Here is a 17,768-nt window from a genome sequence, read left to right as displayed (position 1 = left end):
CGGTCCGGGAGTCGTTTTTCAGAAAGGCTATGGAAATGTTAGCGAACCTGAGCATCAAGTCACGGCTGGTCTTCGTGATCGGTTTTTTATCCATTCTGCTGACCGCCATTGGAGGGCTTGGCCTTGTCAGCCTCAGCGCCACGAATGGGTCGCTTAAAACCGTCTATGAAGACAGGGTTGTCGGGCTGGGGCACCTGGAGCGCATCAACGCGCTGATGAACGGCAGCCAGATCATCGTCGGCGAGGCCGTCGCCGGCCAGCTCTCGGCATTCCCGGACGATTCCGCGGTCGTTGACCAACGCGTCAACGACATCAAAAACACAATCACGGAAATCGACGGCATCTGGAAGACCTTCCTCGCCTCGCACCTGAGCTCCGAAGAAAAGGCGCTCGCGGACGCATTCAGCGCGAGCCGACAGAAGTATGGGCGCGAGGGCGTGGTTCCCGTGCTTGCCGCGTTGAGCGCGCACGACTTTCAGCAAGCCGGCGAAATTCTGCAGGGGCCGATGAGAGAGACCTACCCGGCCGTGCGGGCCAACGCGGAAGCCCTCATCGCGTCTCAGCTCAAGCTCGCCCAGTCGGAGTTTGCGGCCGCACAGTCGCGCTTCGTCATGGTGCGCAATATTTCGGTATTCGCGATCGTCGCCGGCGTGCTACTCGCCGGCTTGACTGGCGTGTGGCTAGTACGCGCGATCACGCGTCCTTTGAACCAAGCGGTGCGCATTGCGGAAAGCGTCGCAGCGGGCGACCTCACGCAGAAAATCGAAGTGCAGAGCCAGGACGAAACCGGCCAGTTGATGCAGGCCCTGAAGGACATGAACGTGAGCCTCGCGGATATCGTCGGCCAAGTCCGCCACGGCACCGACACCATCGCCGTCGCCTCGCGCGAGATCGCCTCGGGCAACGCCGACCTCTCCTCGCGCACCGAATCGCAGGCCTCGAGCCTCGAAGAGACCGCGAGCTCGATGGAAGAACTGACCAGCACCGTACGGCAGAACGCCGAGAACGCCCGCCAGGCCAACCAGCTCGTCGTCTCCACCGCCGACGTCGCCGTCAAGGGTGGCGAAGTCGTCGGCCAGGTCGTCGACACCATGGCCTCCATCAAGGACAGCTCGCGGAAGATCTCCGACATCATCGGCGTCATCGACGGCATCGCCTTCCAGACCAACATCCTTGCGCTCAACGCCGCCGTCGAAGCGGCGCGTGCCGGCGAGCAGGGCAGGGGCTTCGCCGTCGTCGCCAGCGAAGTCAGGAATCTTGCCCAGCGCAGCGCCGGTGCCGCCAAGGAAATCAAGTCCCTGATCGAAGACTCCGTCGGCAAGGTCGACGCCGGCAGCAAGCTCGTCGACGAAGCCGGCAAGACCATGGACGAGATCGTCAGCTCGGTCAAACGCGTCACCGACATCATGAGCGAGATCGCCGCCGCGAGCCAGGAGCAGAGCGCCGGGATCGAGCAGGTCAACCAGGCCGTCGGCCAGATGGACGAGATGACCCAGCAGAACGCGGCCTTGGTCGAAGAGGCGGCCGCTGCCGCCGAGAGCCTGCAGGAGCAGGCGGCCAAGCTCGCCGACGCGGTCAGCGTGTTCAGACTCGACGGTGCATACGCGCAGCGCCGGGAAGTTCCGGTGTCGGCCCCGCGCGTCGCCCCGTTGCCGACCCGTCCGCGTCCTGCCTCCGTGCCGGCCGCACGCCCGAAGAAGCTGGCAGCCGCCCAAGGCAACGACGGCGGCGATTGGGAAGAGTTCTAGTCGTTTGCCTCTGAAGACACGCTATCGATGAATCATGCCGGATCCACAATCCGGCTGTGCGGGGCAGGGTCCCGATGCCCACCCTGACGGGCATCCCATTCAGTTCGAAAGGAATTTTGTGAAATTCAGGTCTACACGGCTGGCGGTGGCGGTATGTGCGGCGCTATCGCCTTTTTCACTGGCGCACGCAGGAAGCGGCACTGGCGAGGTCACTCTCATCCACATGGGGGATCTCCATGGCCATCTGATCCCGCATCCGAATGTGCGCAGCGACGGCAACGGCCAGAGCGAGGGCGGCGTGGCGCGCATCGCTACGTTGATCAAGGACATCCGCCGGGCCAAACCGGAGCAGACGCTGCTGGTGAATACCGGCGACACGCTGCACGGCGGCGCCGAGGCGCTGTTCACCCAGGGCGAGGCGATGATCAATGTCCTGAACCTGTTCGGCATCGATGCCTATGCGCCGGGCAACTGGGACTTCGTCTATGGCGCGGACAAGTTCATCGAGTATTTCGTCGGTCGTCCGGCCATGGCCAACTGGAACCCGGTCATTTCGAATCTCTACTACGACAACTACCCCGGCGCCGAAGCGCGGAACGGACAGCACGTGGCGGCGCCCTACACGATCAAGACCGTCAACGGTCTGCGCATCGGGATTCTGGGATTCACCTCCGACCGCGGACCCCAAGCGGGCGACCCCAACATCACGAAGGGTTTGAAGTTCACCAATGGTGCAGCGGAGTATGAAAAATACGTCAAGCTGCTGCGCGAGCAGGACGTCGATCTGGTCGTGGTCATTTCCGAGCTGGGCCTGCACGGCAATTTGACCCTGGCCGACCGGATTCCGGGCGTCGACGTCATTCTGTCGTCCGACAAGCACGAGATCACGGTCAAACCCGTCGTGTCGAAACACGGCACGCTGCTGGTCGAGCAGGGCATGGACGGCCAGGTCGTGGGCGAATTGAGCATCCGTGTGAAAGAGGGTCGGGTCATCGACAAGCAATACGTCTCTCATCGCATCACGGACCGGTTCCAGCCCGACCCCGCGATCGCCGCGGCCGTGCAGTCGGTGCGTCGGCCCTACGTGACCGGACCGCAGTTCCAAGCTGGAAAGATCAAGAATCCGTTCAACGGCTCGTTCCTTCGTTATCCGATCGATACGGTGATCGGCCAGACCAAGGTCCCCCTGTATCGCAGCAATTTCAGCGATGAGGCGATGCCGGCCGTGACCGAAGGCAGCTCCCACGATTTCCTGACCGACGCGTTTCGCGTGATGACGGGCGCGCAGCTCGGCGGCATCACCGGTTTCCGTTATGGCACCACGGTGGGAGCCGGACCGATCAAGCTTGAAGACCTCTATCACTTCATGCCGGTCGGACCGCAGATCGCCAAGGGTGAACTGACCGGCGCGCAGATCAAGAAGACCCTGGAGGGCGCGCCGCAGGAAGAGGCAGGGCGTACGAACACCTGGGTCAACGGCTGGACTGCGGGCTACAGCGGGCTGACCGCGGACTTCGATCCGAAGGCGCCCCAGGGGAATCGCGTCTCAAACATCCGCGTCAACGGCCAGCCGCTGGAGCCGCAGGCCCGCTACACGGTCGCCGGCTACTATTACGATCTGGTGCCGAATCTGATCAACCGCGTCCCGGCCAAAAACATCACCGTGCTGAAGGACGAGGATGGCAGCACACTCGATGGCACCGATGTGGTGAAGCGCTATATCGAATCCTTGCCAGGCAAAACGGTCACCCCTGAAAACCTGCCGCTGAATCGTATCCGGCTCGTCAATCCGCTGCCGGCAGCAGAGCATGGCCTGCGCGAAATGCAACCCTTGGGGTCGGTGACGAAGTAGGCGTCATCCCCCGTCAGGGGCGGCCCCGGGCCGCCCTTGCGCAGGTCCTGTTTGCGCCTCCGCATCGTGCCATCCGGCTGATTTGGAGAAGAGCGACATGGAGTTTCGGGAAATGTTTGTTCGATTCAATGAATTCATTGCAGACGAGGGGCGCAATAGTAATTGCCGGTATTCGCCGGTTTTCAGCGGATAACCGAATTATTCGAACGTTGCCCTTTCATGACGGGTTAACTTTGGAACTGGAATTGTGAAAATTACGAATTTGAAGATCGGCGCTCGGCTCGGGCTGGGTTTTGCGAGTGTCCTGCTGCTGTTGGTCGTGGTGGCGGTGATTGGCGTCTGGCGCCTGCAGACGGTCGGAATGATGACCGACTCGCTGGTCAAGAATGAAATGCACAAGGCGCGCATCATCAATGAGTGGGAAAGCATCATCAATGCCAATGCGGTAAGAGCCCTCGCGGCGGCCAAGACCAATAATCCGGAAACCGAAAAATTTTTCGTGGACGCGAGTGCCGCGGCCAGCAAGGGCGGCATCGCATTGCAGAAACAGCTCGAGTCGCTGCTCACGGACGCGGAATCCAGGGCCCTGTTCGCGGCCATCGCGGACAAGCGTAGCGCTTACCTCGCGGCGCGCGACGCCGCGCTCAAGGAAAAAGCGGCCGGGAATGTTCTGGGCGCAAAGAAGTTCGTCGATGAAGACATGAAGCCCAGGCTGGATGCGTATCTGGAGAGCCTGCACGACCTTGCGCGCTATCAGAAGCAGGCTATCGATGCGACCGCAGGGAATATCCATCGGCAGTATGAAAGCGGCCGGATGCTGTTGATCGGTTTGAGCATCGTGGCGCTCATGATGGGAATCGGCTTCGCGTTCTGGATCACGCGCTCGATCACGCGCCCGATGAACCAGGCGGTGAAGGTTGCGCAGACGGTGGCCGCCGGCGACCTGACGAGCCGCATCGAGGTGGAAGGCAAGGATGAAACGGGCCGATTGCTGCAGGCGCTGAAGGACATGAATGACAGTCTGGTGAAGATTGTCGGCCAGGTACGCCTCGGCACCGACGCCATCGCCACCGCCTCGAGCGAGATTGCGACGGGGAACCTGGATCTGTCGAGCCGGACGGAAGAACAGGCAAGTTCTCTGGAAGAGACCGCTTCCTCGATGGAACAGCTCACCTCGACGGTGAAGCAGAACGCGGACCATGCGCGCCAGGCGAATCAGATGGCGGTCTCGGCCAGCGAAGTGGCGGTCAAGGGCGGAGCGGTCGTCGCGCAAGTGGTCGACACCATGGGCTCGATCAACGAGTCTTCAAGGAAAATCGTCGACATCATCGCCGTGATCGACGGCATCGCGTTTCAGACCAACATTCTGGCGCTCAATGCGGCGGTGGAAGCGGCGCGAGCGGGCGAACAGGGGCGGGGCTTCGCGGTGGTTGCCAGCGAGGTACGCAGCCTCGCGCAGCGCAGTGCGGGTGCGGCCAAGGAAATCAAAACCCTGATAGGCGATTCGGTGGAGAAGGCCGACATAGGCAGCAAACTGGTCGGTCAGGCGGGCGCCACCATGGACGAGATCGTGGCCAGCGTGAAGCGCGTGACCGACATCATGGGCGAGATCACGGCGGCCAGCCAGGAACAGAGCGCCGGCATCGAACAGGTCAACCAGGCCATCGCCCAGATGGACGAAGTGACGCAGCAGAATGCCGCCCTGGTGGAGGAGGCGGCAGCGGCGGCGTCTTCCATGCAGGACCAGGCGGCCAATCTGGCTGAGGCGGTGAGCGTGTTCAGGCTCGCCGGCGTCAACACGCAGCGCCCGGAACAGCTGACATCGAACGAGCGGATCGCGGCGCTGCCGGCCCGGACCCATACGGCCGCGGCACCCGTGGTGCGCACGAAGAAGCTCGCGGCTATCCAGGGTTCAAGCGGCGGCGAGTGGGAAGAGTTCTGACCGTCTCGTGGGCCGAGGCATCCGACGAACGGACTACGGATCGATGGTGCGAATGACCTGCCGTGGGGTATCAAGGCAGACGGAATCGCGCCGATTTCTACTACTGAGGTGTATCTCTCAATGACGACGGGCTACGGGTTGCTGCGGTATCGCTGTTCATCTCCGGCGGGAGGCCGCACGGGGTGGCCTCCGCGAAGTGAAGCCGCTTCCGTATTCCCGGCCCGATGGACAGCAGCTCGGTGCGATCCAGGGCGACTGTCATTAATCAATGAATGAATCAGGGGTTCGATAGAAATGAAGCTGAAGTCAAAAATCGTTTTAAGCATGGGGTTGGTTTTCCTGCTCTTCGGCGTCGCGATCAGCGTCGCACTGATCGGAATGCAAGGAAACAAGGACAGATTCGACCGCTTTGTGGAACAGGATCTCGCGCTGTCGCGCGCCGTGACAAACTTGTACGCGCACGGGCTGCAGATGGGCCAGGCGCTGCGCAATATCGTGATGGACCCGTCCAACCAGGCGGCCTACAAAAACCTTGAAGACTCTGCGGCGGGATTCAAGAAAACGAGCGATGAGGCCTTGGTGCTCGCTGCCGCTTCCCCAGCCGATCTTAAAGTTCTTCAAGAAGTTGTCGCCTTCCGCGAACAGCAGATCCCCCTTCAGGCCAAGATCGTGTCCCTTGCCGCCGCCGACCAGGCGGCAGCGATGACAACGATCCGTGAGGAAGAGACACCGGTATGGCGCAACATCCGTGTTCGCCTCATGGACCTCAACAAGGCGAAGAACGCCGCGGTCGAGCAGACCAAGGCGGAAGTGAACGCCTTCAGTCAGCGCATGCTTACGATCACGCTCGTTCTGGTAGTGTTGGCGCTCGGTGTCGCAAGCGTCATCGTTGTCTGGCTGGTCCGCCACATCATGAAACAGCTCGGTGGCGAACCGGTCTACGCCGTCGAAATGGCGCAGGCGATCTCCGAGGGTAATTTTTCGCGGTCGATCACCCTGGACAAAGGCGATAACTCGAGCCTGCTATATGCCATCAACGGCATGCGCGAAAATCTGACGGTGACGGTCGGCAGCATTCGTCAAGCGGCCGACACCATCGCCGTCGCCTCGCGCGAGATCGCCTCGGGCAACGCCGACCTCTCCTCGCGCACCGAATCGCAGGCCTCGAGCCTCGAAGAGACCGCGAGCTCGATGGAAGAACTGACCAGCACCGTACGGCAGAACGCCGAGAACGCCCGCCAGGCCAACCAGCTCGTCGTCTCCACCGCCGACGTCGCCGTCAAGGGTGGCGAAGTCGTCGGCCAGGTCGTCGACACCATGGCCTCCATCAAGGACAGCTCGCGGAAGATCTCCGACATCATCGGCGTCATCGACGGCATCGCCTTCCAGACCAACATCCTTGCGCTCAACGCCGCCGTCGAAGCGGCGCGTGCCGGCGAGCAGGGCAGGGGCTTCGCCGTCGTCGCCAGCGAAGTCAGGAATCTTGCCCAGCGCAGCGCCGGTGCCGCCAAGGAAATCAAGTCCCTGATCGAAGACTCCGTCGGCAAGGTCGACGCCGGCAGCAAGCTCGTCGACGAAGCCGGCAAGACCATGGACGAGATCGTCAGCTCGGTCAAACGCGTCACCGACATCATGAGCGAGATCGCCGCCGCGAGCCAGGAGCAGAGCGCCGGGATCGAGCAGGTCAACCAGGCCGTCGGCCAGATGGACGAGATGACCCAGCAGAACGCGGCCTTGGTCGAAGAGGCGGCCGCTGCCGCCGAGAGCCTGCAGGAGCAGGCGGCCAAGCTCGCCGACGCGGTCAGCGTGTTCAGACTCGACGGTGCATACGCGCAGCGCCGGGAAGTTCCGGTGTCGGCCCCGCGCGTCGCCCCGTTGCCGACCCGTCCGCGTCCTGCCTCCGTGCCGGCCGCACGCCCGAAGAAGCTGGCAGCCGCCCAAGGCAACGACGGCGGCGATTGGGAAGAGTTCTGAGCCACGGCCTTTAGAACCCGGCGCCCGTCGTCTGACGTGGCGGGTGCCCCGTGCGAGCCCTCCGCTATGACGTAGCACGGGTCCGCGCTGGGCACCTCGACCTGCCCGGTCAACGACCTCGAACACGTTTTGGACGCTGACGCAGAGCCGGCGTCGAAGCCCGCCACCCGTGCAGTTTCGTTTCAAGATTTCATTCGCCGGCGCTTCAGAACCGCGCTGCGTCCGCCGATATGGAGAGTGAGGGCAAGCGATCGCTCAGTCGCGAGCGGGTCGCAGATCAATCAAAAAATAAGCGTTAACTCTCCCCTGCGGAAGAAAGAAAACGATGCGATCCAATCAACCCGTAACCAACGTCGAATACGTCCTGAAAGATACCGAAACCGTGGTGTCGAAAACGGACCTGCGCGGCAACATCACCTACGTCAACCAGGATTTCGTCGACGTCAGCGGCTTCAGCGAAGCCGAACTGATCGGCGCGCCGCAGAACATCGTGCGTCACCCCGACATGCCCGAGGAGGCTTTCGCCGACCTCTGGCGGACGCTCCAGAGCGGCAAGGTGTGGAGCGGCCTGGTCAAGAATCGCTGCAAGAACGGCGACTACTACTGGGTCGATGCCGATGTGGCACCGCTCATCGAGAATGGAAAGACCGTCGGCTATGCTTCGATCCGCAGCAAGCCGGACCGTGAGCAGGTCAAGGAAGCCGAGCGGGTGTATCGCGCTGTGAAGGCGGGCGACAAGGGCCTTGGGATCGTCGAGGGCAAGGCGATCAAGTGCTCGTCGCTCGACCGCTGCTTCGCGCGCCGTGCGCCGGCGCTCAAGACCCTGCTTGCGATCGCTTCGTCGTCGATGGCGCTCATTTTCGTGGTGATGGCGGTCCTGGCATGGCTTGCGACGACCGAGACCAACGGCCAGTTCACAGGCTGGCTGATGGGGATCGCAGGGCTCGGCGTGCCGCTCGCCGCCTTGTTCGCAGTCCTGTCGTATCGCAGCGTCGTCATACCGCTCGACCGCGTTCGCGCCGACATCGAGCGCATGAGCGCGGGCGACCTCACCGGCCGCATCGTCGCGGGGGGGGCTGACGAACTCGTCAGACTGATGCAGTCGCTGCGCGTGCTGCAGATCAACATGAAGCTCCTGATCGGCCAGATCAAGCAGAGCACAGACCTCGTCGGCAACGGCGCGGCCGAAATCGCCAAAGGCAACGCGGATCTGTCGGCGCGGACCGAATCGCAGGCGTCGAGTCTCGAGGAGACCGCAAGCTCGCTCGAGGAGCTGACCGGCACGGTCAAGCAGAACGCCGAGGGGACGCGTCACGCGAGCCAGCTCGTCACCTCTACCGCACAGATCGCGGCAAACGGCGGCGAGGTTGTCGGCAAGGTGATCACCACCATGGGCTCGATCAAGGAAAGCTCGCGCAAGATCTCCGACATCATTGGCGTCATCGATGGGATCGCCTTCCAGACCAACATCCTCGCCTTGAACGCAGCCGTCGAAGCAGCGCGCGCGGGCGAGCAGGGACGAGGCTTCGCCGTCGTCGCGACCGAGGTGCGCAACCTGGCGCAGCGCAGCGCGGGTGCGGCCAAGGAGATCAAGACCTTGATCAACGACTCGGTCGCCCAGGTCGACGCCGGCAGGAAGCTCGTCGACGAGGCGGGCGACGCGATGGACGACATCGTGACCTCGGTGCAACTGGTCGCCGACATCATTGCCGGCACGGCGAGTGCGAGCCAGGAGCAGAGTACCGGGATCGAGCAGGTCAACCAGGCCGTGGCGCAGATGGACGAACTCACCCAGCAGAACGCGGCGCTGGTCGAACAGGTCGCGGCCGCGTCCGAGACCCTGCAGGATCAGGCGGTCAAACTCGCGGCCATCGTCGACACGTTCAAACTCGTGAGCGGCCGGGACGCGGGACGCCGCCCCGGCGCAGGCCGTGCCCTCGCATCCGGAACGAACACGGCGCTTTCGGGCGGAGCGAGCGGCGCAATGCAAGCGGCGTAGCGAGTCGAGCCCTGGCCGCGACCCGCGGAGGGCGCGGCCCGACCGGGCCGTTGTCCCCTCCGCCCCACGCAATTCCCGTTCCATCTTCGGTGGCGCTGATCGCTTTACCCGTACATGACCGCCCAACCCAAACGCCAAGCCGATAACGTCAAGGTATTCGAATTCACCGCACGCGACTTTGCACGCGTACGAGCGCTGATCTACCGGCAAGCCGGCATCGCGCTCGCCGAAAGCAAGCAGGAGATGGTCTACAGCCGGCTCGCCCGGCGCCTGCGGGCCAAGGGGCTCAATTCGTTCTCGGAATATCTCGACCGTCTCGAAGCCGGATGTGACGGCGAGGAGTGGGAGGCGTTCACCAACGCGCTTACGACCAATCTGACCGCGTTCTTTCGCGAAGAGCATCACTTTCCGATCCTCGCCGAGCACCTGCGCAAGCTCAAAGGCCCGGCATCGATCTGGTGCTCCGCCAGTTCGACGGGCGAGGAGCCGTATTCGCTCGCCATGACCGCGTGCGAGGTCTACGACAGCTTCACGCCTCCCGTGACGATCGTCGCGACCGACATCGATACCAACGTGCTCGCCACCGCCGCCGCCGGCGTCTATCCGGAAGAGCGTGTCAGCAAGCTGGCCCGCGACCGGGTCAAGCGCTTTTTTCAGCGCGGCGTCGGCGAGCGCGCCGGCTTCGTGCGCGTGCGGCCGGAACTGCGCCAGCTCGTGACGTTCAAACCGCTCAACCTCCTCGCCAGCACGTGGCCGATCAACGGGCCGTTCGACGCGATCTTTTGCCGCAACGTGATGATTTATTTCGACAAACCGACGCAGAGCAAAATCCTCACGCGCTTCGTTCCCTTGATGAAGCCCGATGGCCTGTTGTTCGCCGGCCATTCCGAGAACTTTCTCTACGCCTGCGACGCGTTCAAGCTTCGCGGCAAGACCGTCTACGAACTCGACCCGCGCCATCGCCGTACAGGGACGCCTGCATGAACTCGGCGATCGAGGAGCAGCTGGCGACCAACCTGTACTACGACCGCAATTTCGACTGCGAGACGGCCAAGATATTGCCGGGCGAGTACTACTTCACGGCCAAGCCCATGCTCATCGTCACGGTGCTCGGCTCCTGCGTCGCGGCCTGCATCCGAGACCGCGTCTCCGGCATCGGCGGCATGAATCATTTCATGCTGCCCGACGGCGGCGGCGATCCGGGCAACCCGCTTTCGGCATCGATGCGCTATGGCGCCTACGCGATGGAGGTGCTGATCAACCAGCTGCTCAAGGCCGGCGCACGCCGCGAAAATCTCGAGGCCAAGGTATTCGGCGGCGGCAACGTGCTGCGCGGTTTCACGACCATGAACGTCGGCGAGCGTAATGCCCAGTTCGTGCGCGATTTCCTGCGCGCCGAGAACATCCGCGTCGTGGCGGAAGACCTCAACGACGTGCATCCGCGCAAGGTCTATTTCTTCCCCCGGACCGGCAGGGTGCTGGTCAAGAAGCTGAAACAACTCAACAACTACACGCTGGTGAAACGCGAACAGGATTACGCGAGCCGCCTCAAGAGCAACGTCGTCGCGGGCGAGGTCGATCTGTTCTGACCGACCGCGGCTGTGCAGGAACGAAAAATGAAAATCAAGGTACTGATCGTCGACGACTCCGCGCTGATCCGCGGGGTGATGCGCGAAATTATCAACAGTCAGCCGGACATGGAGGTCGTCGGCGTCGCGCCCGACCCGATCGCCGCGCGCGAACTCATCAAGCAAACCAATCCCGATGTGCTTACGCTCGACGTCGAGATGCCCAAGATGGATGGCCTCGAGTTCCTCGAAAAGCTCATGCGCCTGCGCCCGATGCCGGTCGTCATGGTGTCGTCGCTGACCGAACGGGGTTCGGAAATCACGATGCGGGCGCTCGAACTTGGTGCGGTCGACTTCGTCACCAAGCCCAAGATGTCGATCCAGAGCGGCATGCTCGAGTACACCGATCTCATTGCCGACAAGATCCGTATCGCCGCGCGCGCGCGCATCAAGCCGCGGACACCGCACGCGCAGGGCGGGCAAAGCGGAACGACGCTGGCCGCCGTGCGCAATCCGCTCACCAGCAGCGAGAAGCTCATCATCATCGGCGCCTCGACCGGCGGCACCGAAGCGATCAAGGACTTCCTCATGCAGCTTCCGCCCGACAGCCCGGGTGTTCTGATCACGCAGCACATGCCGGAAGGCTTTACCCGCTCCTTCGCCAACCGGCTCGACAAGTTGTGCAAGATCTCGGTCAAGGAAGCGGAGGGCGGCGAGCGTGTGCTGCCCGGGCATGCCTACCTCGCGCCCGGACACTCGCATCTGCTGCTCGTCAGAAGCGGCGCCAACTACATGACCAAGCTCGACCAGGGTCCGCCGGTCAATCGCCACCGTCCCTCGGTCGACGTACTCTTCAACTCGGCCGCACTTACGGCCGGCAAGAACGCGGTCGGCGTGATCCTGACCGGCATGGGCAAGGATGGTGCCGCCGGCATGCTCGAGATGAAAAAGGCGGGCGGTTACAACCTGGCGCAGGACGAGGCCTCGTGCGTGGTGTTCGGCATGCCCAAGGAAGCCATTGCGGTTGGCGCGACGCACGAGGTTGCCCCTCTACATGAATTGCCGCGCCGCGTGCTCGAATTTTTCGCAGCCCACGGCGAACGCGCGATGCGCGTATAAACCGCGTCGCGGCGCGCTTTGCGGCACGGAGCGGCTTAAGTTTGCTATGCTCGTGCCGATTATTTATAAACACGATAAGCCTCACTGACGGAGTACTGCATGGCCGACCCGAACACCAAATTCTTGGTTGTTGACGACTTTTCCACGATGCGACGCATCGTGCGCAACCTGCTCAAGGAGCTGGGATATTCCAACGTCGAGGAGGCCGAGGACGGCGCCGACGGCCTCGCCAAGTTGCGTGCCGGCAGCTTCGACTTCGTCGTGTCCGACTGGAACATGCCCAATATGGACGGCCTGACGATGCTGCAGAACATCCGTGCCGACGCGGCCTTGTCCAAACTGCCGGTGCTGATGGTCACGGCCGAGGCGAAAAAGGAGAACATCATCGCGGCGGCTCAGGCCGGCGCCAACGGCTACGTCGTCAAACCCTTCACGGCCGCGACGCTCGACGAAAAACTCACCAAGATATTCGAAAAACTCGAAAAAGGCGCCTGACGTGGATACGCGATTCGTCGGCACCGATCTGGAGGCCCCGCCGGGGAGCGCCGTCGCGCTACCGCCGGCGGAAAGAGAAAACCGCGAGCACGACGAGATGCTGGCGCGGGTCGGCCAGATCACGCGCACCTTGCACGAGAGCCTGCGCGAACTCGGGCTCGACAAGGTCGTGGAAAAGGCGACCAACGATATCCCCGATGTGCGCGAGCGTCTCAACTACGTCGCCCGCATGACCGAGCAGGCTGCCCAGCGCGTGCTCAATGCCACCGATGCCGCGATTCCGATGCAGGAGCGCATCGACGCCGGCGCCGACGAGGTGCTCAGGGGCTGGCGTGCCACGCTCGCCGCGCCTTTTTCCGAGAGCGGCTACCGTGACATGGCGACGCTGACCATGCAGTGCCTGATCGACATGCGCAACGACACGAGCTCGACCAAGCAGCAATTGCTCGACATCATGATGGCCCAGGATTTCCAGGACCTCACCGGCCAGGTGATCCGCAAGGTGACCGAACTCGCGCACGGCCTCGAGCAGCAACTGGTGCAGCTGCTGCTCGATTATTCCCCGGCGGAAGTGAAGCGCGAAGTCAGCGTCGGCAGCGGGCTTCTCAACGGGCCGCAGATCAACCCGCACAAGAGCGACGTCGTCGCCGATCAGAGCCAGGTCGACGACCTTCTCGACAGCCTCGGCTTCTGAGCCGTCCTTCGGCGCGAGGCTTGCCTCGCGTGTCTCGCTACACCCTTGTTTCAACCCTTTTCCGTGGCGCCTAGTGAGGACGCAGGGTGCGGACGACGCTCGTCGCGGCGTCCAGCCCGCTCGCGATCAGCTGTTCGAACTGCGGCGCGAAGTAGGGCAGGGTCACGTCGAGCATGATCAGGCCGACGCCCAGCGTGATCGGAAAACCGATCGCGAAGATGTTGAGTTGCGGCGCGGAGCGGGTGAGGATGCCCAGCGTGAGGTTGGTCATTAGCAGGATCGCGATCAGCGGCAGCGCGAGTTGCAGGCCGAGCGAGAAGATCGTCGTACCGAACGCCGCGACGTTGCGGAATCCCGCCGCGGCGAGCGGCTCGTGGCTGATCGGCAGGATCTGGAAGCTCTCGACGAGGACGCCGAGGAGCAGTAGATGTGCGTTGACCGCAAGCATCAGCAGCACGGCGAGCATGTTGAAGAAGCGCGCGAGCACGAGGGTCTGGCCTGCGCTTTGCGGATCGAAGAACGACGCGAAGCCGAGACCCATCTGCAGGCCGATGATTTCGCCAGCGGCTTCGACGGCCGCGAACACGATGCGCATGATGAAGCCGATGGCGACGCCGATCAGAAACTGCTGGACCAGGATGAACAGGCCGTGCCAGGAACCTAGCCCGACCGCAGGCATCGGCGGCAGTGTAGGCGCCGCGATCAGCGCGATGAAGATGCCGAGGCCGATCTTGACCCGGCCCGGAACGGCGCGGTGGCCAAACACCGGCGCCACCATGACGAGGCCGAGTATGCGCGTGAGCGGCCAGATGAAACTGATCAGCCAGACGTTGAGCTGCGCGTCGGTAAGGCTGATCATCGCGGCGCGCCTGCGGTGGCGACATGCGGCGGCGAGGGCGGGAGAAGGCGAGCCAAACCCGGGCGCCTCGGCCGCGCGCGCCGCCGGGCGTCTGCCGCCGCCGTTTCGACGGCGTCGCGCACCGCCCGGGTCGAGCCGCTGAACAAGGCAGCTTCGCCCGCCGCCGTCAGCCGACGACGCCGGGCAGTTCGGTCAGCACGCGGCGCATGTAGTCGGTCATTACGGTCAGCATCCACGGCCCGGCGAGCGCGAAGGTCGCGAGCACGGCGAGCACCTTGGGGATGAACGACAGGCTCGCGTCGTTGATCTGCGTCGCGGCCTGGAACACGCTCACGACCAGGCCGACGACGAGCGTGACGAGCAGCACCGGCGCCGAGACCAGGATCGTCATTTCGAGTGCGGTGCGGCCGATGGTCATTACGCTTTCGGGCGTCATTGCGATTTCCTAGTAAAAGCTTTGTGCGAGCGAGCCGAGCAGCAGGTTCCAGCCGTCCACGAGCACGAACAGGATGATCTTGAACGGCAGCGCGACGATCGCGGGCGAGACCATCATCATGCCCATCGCCATGAGGATGCTGGCGACGACCATGTCGATGATCAGAAAGGGGATGAACACCGCGAAGCCGATCTGGAACGCGGTCTTGAGTTCGCTCGTGATGTAGGCCGGAATCAGCACGCGCATCGGAATGTCGGCGGCCGTCTTCGGCGCCGGGCTGCGCGACATCTTAACGAACAGCGCGAGGTCGCTCTCGCGCGTCTGCTTGAGCATGAAGGCGCGTAGCGGCACGGCGCCCTTGTCGAGCGCCTCCTGCATCTGGATGCGGTTTTCCGCCAGCGGCTGATATGCCTCGACGTAGATCTTGTCGAAGGTCGGCCCCATCACGAACAGCGTTAGGAACAGCGCGAGTCCGATGAGCACCTGATTCGGCGGCGACGACTGTGTGCCGAGCGCGTGGCGCAGCAGCGACAGCACGATGATGATGCGCGTGAAGCTCGTCATCATCAGCAGGGCCGCGGGCAGGAAGGAGAGCGACGTCAGCAGCAGCAGCGTCTGCAGGCTGAGCGTGTAGGTCTGGCCGCCGCCGCCCGACGGCGTGCTCGTGAACGCCGGCAGGCCGGCGCTCTGGGCGAGCGCGAACGTCGGAAGGGCGAGCGCGGCCAGCATGACGAGCGCCTGCGCGACGCGGTGAAATAATTTACTTTTCACGACGCTTGTCCCCGTAGGGAGATTTTTCGATGAGCTGTTGCAGGCGGGCGGCGAAGGGGGAGCCGAGTCCGATCCCCGAGCCGGCCTGCGGCGGCACGGTGCCCTTCGGTAGTGTGGCGAGCGCGTTGACGCTGCCCGGCGCGACGCCGACGACAAGCCAGGTTTCTCCGACCTCGACGACGACGACGCGCTCGCGTGCACCGACCGAGGCGCTGCTCACGATCTGCAGCAGGCTCGACGCGCCGGGCCGCGCGACGCCGAAGCGCTTGGCGACCCAGGCGGTCGCCGCGATCAGCAGCAGGACGGCGACGAGGCCGACGAAGACCTGCAAAAGGCTGCCGGCGGCCGATACCGGGGCGTCGGCTGCGCGCGCGAGCGCGGGCGCGCAGAGCGGCAGCGACGCGACGTAGCGGAAATGGGTCACTTGTTGAGCTTCCGGATGCGTTCGGCCGGCGTGATGATGTCGGTCAGCCGCACGCCGAATTTGTCGTTGACGACGACCACCTCGCCCTGGGCGATCAGGCAGCCGTTGACCAGCACGTCCATCGGCTCGCCAGCCAGGCCGTCGAGCTCGACCACCGAGCCCTGCGCGAGCTGCAGCAGATTCTTGATCGCGATCTTGGTGCGGCCGAGTTCGACGGTCAGCAGGACCGGGATGTCGAGGATGAAATCGATGTCGTTGGCGAGGCCCGTGCTCGACGCGCTTCCCGAGAATTCCTTGAAGATCTCGGGGGCGGGGGCGGCGGCCGGCGCGGCCTGCTCGGCCATGGCCGCGGCCCAATCGTCCTCGGCGATCGTTTGCGTGGTGTCTTCAGACATGCTGCTCTCCTGTTTTCGGTTCGACCGCGCTGGTCGACAACAGCTTTTCGACGCGCAGGGTGTACTGGCCGTTGAATTTTCCGTATGCGCATTCCATGACCGGGACGCCGTCGACCTTGGCCTCGATCGTCGGCGGAATGTCGAGCGGAATGACGTCGCCGACCTTCAGGTTGACGATGTCGCGCAGGCTGACTTCGGCGGTTCCGAGGTCGGCGACGATCTCGACCTCGGCGAGCTGGATCTGCTGGCGCATGAGGCGGATCCAGCGTTTGTCGACTTCGAGGTTTTCGGCCTGCAGGCTGCTGGTCAGCAGATCCTTGATCGGCTCGATCATCGAATACGGCATGCAGAAGTGCATTTCGCCGCTGATCTGACCGAGCTCGATCGCGAAGGTCACGGCGACGACGACTTCGTTGGGCGTCGCGATGTTCGCGAACTGGGTGTTCATTTCCGAACGGATGAACTCGAATTCGATCGGGTAGACCGGCTCCCAGGATTTTCCGTAGGCCTCGAACACGATGTTGAGGATGCGCTGGATGATGCGGTGCTCGGTCTGCGTGAAGTCGCGGCCCTCGACCCGGGTATGGAAACGCCCGTCGCCGCCGAAGAGGTTGTCGACCATGAGGAAGACGAGGTCGGGGTTGAAGATCATCAACGCGGTGCCGCGCAGCGGCTTGAACTGCACGAGGTTGAGGTTGGTCGGCACGACCAGGTTGCGGATGAACTCGCTGTACTTCGAGACGCGCACCGGGCCGACCGAGATTTCCACGCCGCGGCGCAGGAAGTTGTAAAGGCCGATGCGCAGCAGCCGGGCGAAGCGCTCGTTGATGATCTCGAGCGTCGGCATGCGGCCGCGGACGATGCGTTCCTGCGTCGCCAGGTTGTATGGCCGAGGGCCTCCCGTGTCGACCGCCTCCTGGGGCGCGTCGTCGACTTCGCCCGACACGCCCTTCAGCAGCGCGTCGACTTCATCCTGCGAGAGAAAATTGTCGGCCATGACGGTTTTACTGGATGACGAAGGAGGTGAACAGGACGTCCTCGATCTGCTGCGGCTTGCCCTTCGGCTCGAAGGGCTGCTTGACCTGCGCCAAGATTTCGGCGGTCAGCTTTTTCTTGTCTTCGGGGCTCATCAGCTCGTCCGGGTGCTTGCTCGACAGCAGGCTCAGCAGCCGGCTGCGCACACGCGGCATATGCAGCTTGATCGCGTCGATCTGCGCCTGGTCGGCGACCTGGAGCGTGATGTCGAGCTGCAGATACTGCTCGCCGTCCTGCAGGTTGACGGTGAAGGTGTCGAGCGCGAGAAAGACCGGGACCTTGGGCGCGGCGGCTTCGGGCTTGCCGGCACCGGTGTCGCGCGTGAAATACCAGGCGCCCGCGCCGCCCGCACCGAGCAGGATGACGAGCGCGCCGACGAGCACGAACAGTTTCTTCTTCGATTTCTTGGGTGCTGGGGTTTCGGCGCTTTCGGCAGGTTCGGCCATCGATACGGTTC

Annotated in this window: 17 protein-coding genes; 10 read left to right on the top strand and 7 right to left on the bottom strand. The window is 63.5% G+C overall.

The annotated features are described in order from the left end of the window. The first annotated feature begins 29 nt into the window (after positions 1–29). The 10 genes from TBD_RS08110 to cheZ all read left to right on the top strand — a co-directional run bounded on the left by TBD_RS08110 (position 30) and on the right by cheZ (position 13,391). On the top strand, positions 30–1,748 hold the full coding sequence (locus TBD_RS08110) for a methyl-accepting chemotaxis protein (protein ID WP_011312134.1): 1,719 nt from the start codon (positions 30–32) through the stop codon (positions 1,746–1,748). Between the two features lie 34 nt (positions 1,749–1,782). Next, on the top strand, positions 1,783–3,600 hold the full coding sequence (locus TBD_RS08105; protein ID WP_081430006.1) for a bifunctional metallophosphatase/5'-nucleotidase: 1,818 nt from the start codon (positions 1,783–1,785) through the stop codon (positions 3,598–3,600). Between the two features lie 247 nt (positions 3,601–3,847). Beyond that, positions 3,848–5,542 carry a methyl-accepting chemotaxis protein gene (locus tag TBD_RS08100; protein ID WP_041432566.1) on the top strand — a complete coding sequence of 565 codons (1,695 nt, stop codon included), beginning with the start codon at positions 3,848–3,850 and terminating at the stop codon, positions 5,540–5,542. 324 nt (positions 5,543–5,866) lie between these two features. Beyond that, a complete protein-coding gene (locus tag TBD_RS15235; protein WP_274378357.1) occupies positions 5,867–7,516 on the top strand; it encodes a methyl-accepting chemotaxis protein in 1,650 nt (549 codons plus the stop codon). 325 nt (positions 7,517–7,841) lie between these two features. Next, positions 7,842–9,515, top strand: coding sequence for a methyl-accepting chemotaxis protein (locus TBD_RS08090; RefSeq protein ID WP_011312130.1), 1,674 nt, complete (start codon positions 7,842–7,844; stop codon positions 9,513–9,515). Positions 9,516–9,629: 114 nt separating this feature from the next. Continuing rightward, positions 9,630–10,499, top strand: coding sequence for a CheR family methyltransferase (locus TBD_RS08085; RefSeq protein ID WP_011312129.1), 870 nt, complete (start codon positions 9,630–9,632; stop codon positions 10,497–10,499). Next, positions 10,496–11,104, top strand: coding sequence for a chemoreceptor glutamine deamidase CheD (gene cheD / locus TBD_RS08080; protein ID WP_011312128.1), 609 nt, complete (start codon positions 10,496–10,498; stop codon positions 11,102–11,104). The genes TBD_RS08085 and cheD overlap by 4 nt, the downstream gene beginning before the upstream one ends. Positions 11,105–11,131: 27 nt before the next feature. Further along, on the top strand, positions 11,132–12,202 hold the full coding sequence (locus TBD_RS08075; protein WP_011312127.1) for a protein-glutamate methylesterase/protein-glutamine glutaminase: 1,071 nt from the start codon (positions 11,132–11,134) through the stop codon (positions 12,200–12,202). Positions 12,203–12,301: 99 nt separating this feature from the next. Next, positions 12,302–12,697, top strand: coding sequence for a chemotaxis response regulator CheY (gene cheY / locus TBD_RS08070; protein ID WP_011312126.1), 396 nt, complete (start codon positions 12,302–12,304; stop codon positions 12,695–12,697). A gap of 1 nt (position 12,698) precedes the next feature. Beyond that, positions 12,699–13,391: a protein phosphatase CheZ gene (gene cheZ / locus TBD_RS08065; RefSeq protein WP_011312125.1), complete on the top strand. Its 693-nt coding sequence runs from the start codon at positions 12,699–12,701 to the stop codon at positions 13,389–13,391. Between the two features lie 70 nt (positions 13,392–13,461). On the opposite strand, the gene fliR is transcribed toward cheZ, so the two are convergent. The 7 genes from fliR to fliL all read right to left on the bottom strand — a co-directional run bounded on the left by fliR (position 13,462) and on the right by fliL (position 17,757). Further along, a complete protein-coding gene (gene fliR, locus TBD_RS08060; RefSeq protein WP_011312124.1) occupies positions 13,462–14,250 on the bottom strand; it encodes a flagellar biosynthetic protein FliR in 789 nt (262 codons plus the stop codon). Between the two features lie 166 nt (positions 14,251–14,416). Beyond that, positions 14,417–14,686, bottom strand: a complete 270-nt coding sequence (gene fliQ, locus TBD_RS08055) for a flagellar biosynthesis protein FliQ (RefSeq protein WP_011312123.1) — start codon at positions 14,684–14,686, stop codon at positions 14,417–14,419. 9 nt (positions 14,687–14,695) lie between these two features. Beyond that, positions 14,696–15,415: a flagellar type III secretion system pore protein FliP gene (gene fliP, locus TBD_RS08050; protein WP_049750233.1), complete on the bottom strand. Its 720-nt coding sequence runs from the start codon at positions 15,413–15,415 to the stop codon at positions 14,696–14,698. A 31-nt stretch (positions 15,416–15,446) separates the two neighbouring features. After that, positions 15,447–15,881, bottom strand: a complete 435-nt coding sequence (gene fliO / locus TBD_RS08045) for a flagellar biosynthetic protein FliO (protein ID WP_011312121.1) — start codon at positions 15,879–15,881, stop codon at positions 15,447–15,449. Next, entirely contained in the window at positions 15,878–16,276 is a 399-nt protein-coding gene (fliN, locus tag TBD_RS08040) for a flagellar motor switch protein FliN (RefSeq protein WP_011312120.1), read from the bottom strand. The genes fliO and fliN overlap by 4 nt, the downstream gene beginning before the upstream one ends. After that, positions 16,269–17,273, bottom strand: coding sequence for a flagellar motor switch protein FliM (gene fliM / locus TBD_RS08035; RefSeq protein WP_011312119.1), 1,005 nt, complete (start codon positions 17,271–17,273; stop codon positions 16,269–16,271). Before fliM ends, fliN begins: the two co-directional genes overlap by 8 nt. 7 nt (positions 17,274–17,280) lie before the next feature. Beyond that, complete coding sequence (gene fliL, locus TBD_RS08030; RefSeq protein WP_011312118.1) at positions 17,281–17,757, bottom strand: flagellar basal body-associated protein FliL; 477 nt, start codon at positions 17,755–17,757, stop codon at positions 17,281–17,283. Between the last annotated feature and the right edge of the window lie 11 nt (positions 17,758–17,768).

The organism is Thiobacillus denitrificans ATCC 25259 (assembly GCF_000012745.1).
Classification (GTDB): domain Bacteria; phylum Pseudomonadota; class Gammaproteobacteria; order Burkholderiales; family Thiobacillaceae; genus Thiobacillus; species Thiobacillus denitrificans_B.
Note: the sequence above shows the minus strand (reverse complement) of the source record. Positions and strands in the feature narration are given on the sequence as shown.

Coding starts and splice junctions, on each gene's coding strand:
- TBD_RS08110 (WP_011312134.1), top strand. CDS start 30: ATGGAAATGTTAGCGAACCTGAGCATCAAGTCACGGCTGGTCTTCGTG.
- TBD_RS08105 (WP_081430006.1), top strand. CDS start 1,783: ATGCCGGATCCACAATCCGGCTGTGCGGGGCAGGGTCCCGATGCCCAC.
- TBD_RS15235 (WP_274378357.1), top strand. CDS start 5,867: ATGGGGTTGGTTTTCCTGCTCTTCGGCGTCGCGATCAGCGTCGCACTG.
- TBD_RS08090 (WP_011312130.1), top strand. CDS start 7,842: ATGCGATCCAATCAACCCGTAACCAACGTCGAATACGTCCTGAAAGAT.
- TBD_RS08085 (WP_011312129.1), top strand. CDS start 9,630: ATGACCGCCCAACCCAAACGCCAAGCCGATAACGTCAAGGTATTCGAA.
- cheD (WP_011312128.1), top strand. CDS start 10,496: ATGAACTCGGCGATCGAGGAGCAGCTGGCGACCAACCTGTACTACGAC.
- TBD_RS08075 (WP_011312127.1), top strand. CDS start 11,132: ATGAAAATCAAGGTACTGATCGTCGACGACTCCGCGCTGATCCGCGGG.
- cheY (WP_011312126.1), top strand. CDS start 12,302: ATGGCCGACCCGAACACCAAATTCTTGGTTGTTGACGACTTTTCCACG.
- fliR (WP_011312124.1), bottom strand. CDS start 14,250: ATGATCAGCCTTACCGACGCGCAGCTCAACGTCTGGCTGATCAGTTTC.
- fliQ (WP_011312123.1), bottom strand. CDS start 14,686: ATGACGCCCGAAAGCGTAATGACCATCGGCCGCACCGCACTCGAAATG.
- fliP (WP_049750233.1), bottom strand. CDS start 15,415: ATGCTGGCCGCGCTCGCCCTTCCGACGTTCGCGCTCGCCCAGAGCGCC.
- fliN (WP_011312120.1), bottom strand. CDS start 16,276: ATGTCTGAAGACACCACGCAAACGATCGCCGAGGACGATTGGGCCGCG.
- fliM (WP_011312119.1), bottom strand. CDS start 17,273: ATGGCCGACAATTTTCTCTCGCAGGATGAAGTCGACGCGCTGCTGAAG.
- fliL (WP_011312118.1), bottom strand. CDS start 17,757: ATGGCCGAACCTGCCGAAAGCGCCGAAACCCCAGCACCCAAGAAATCG.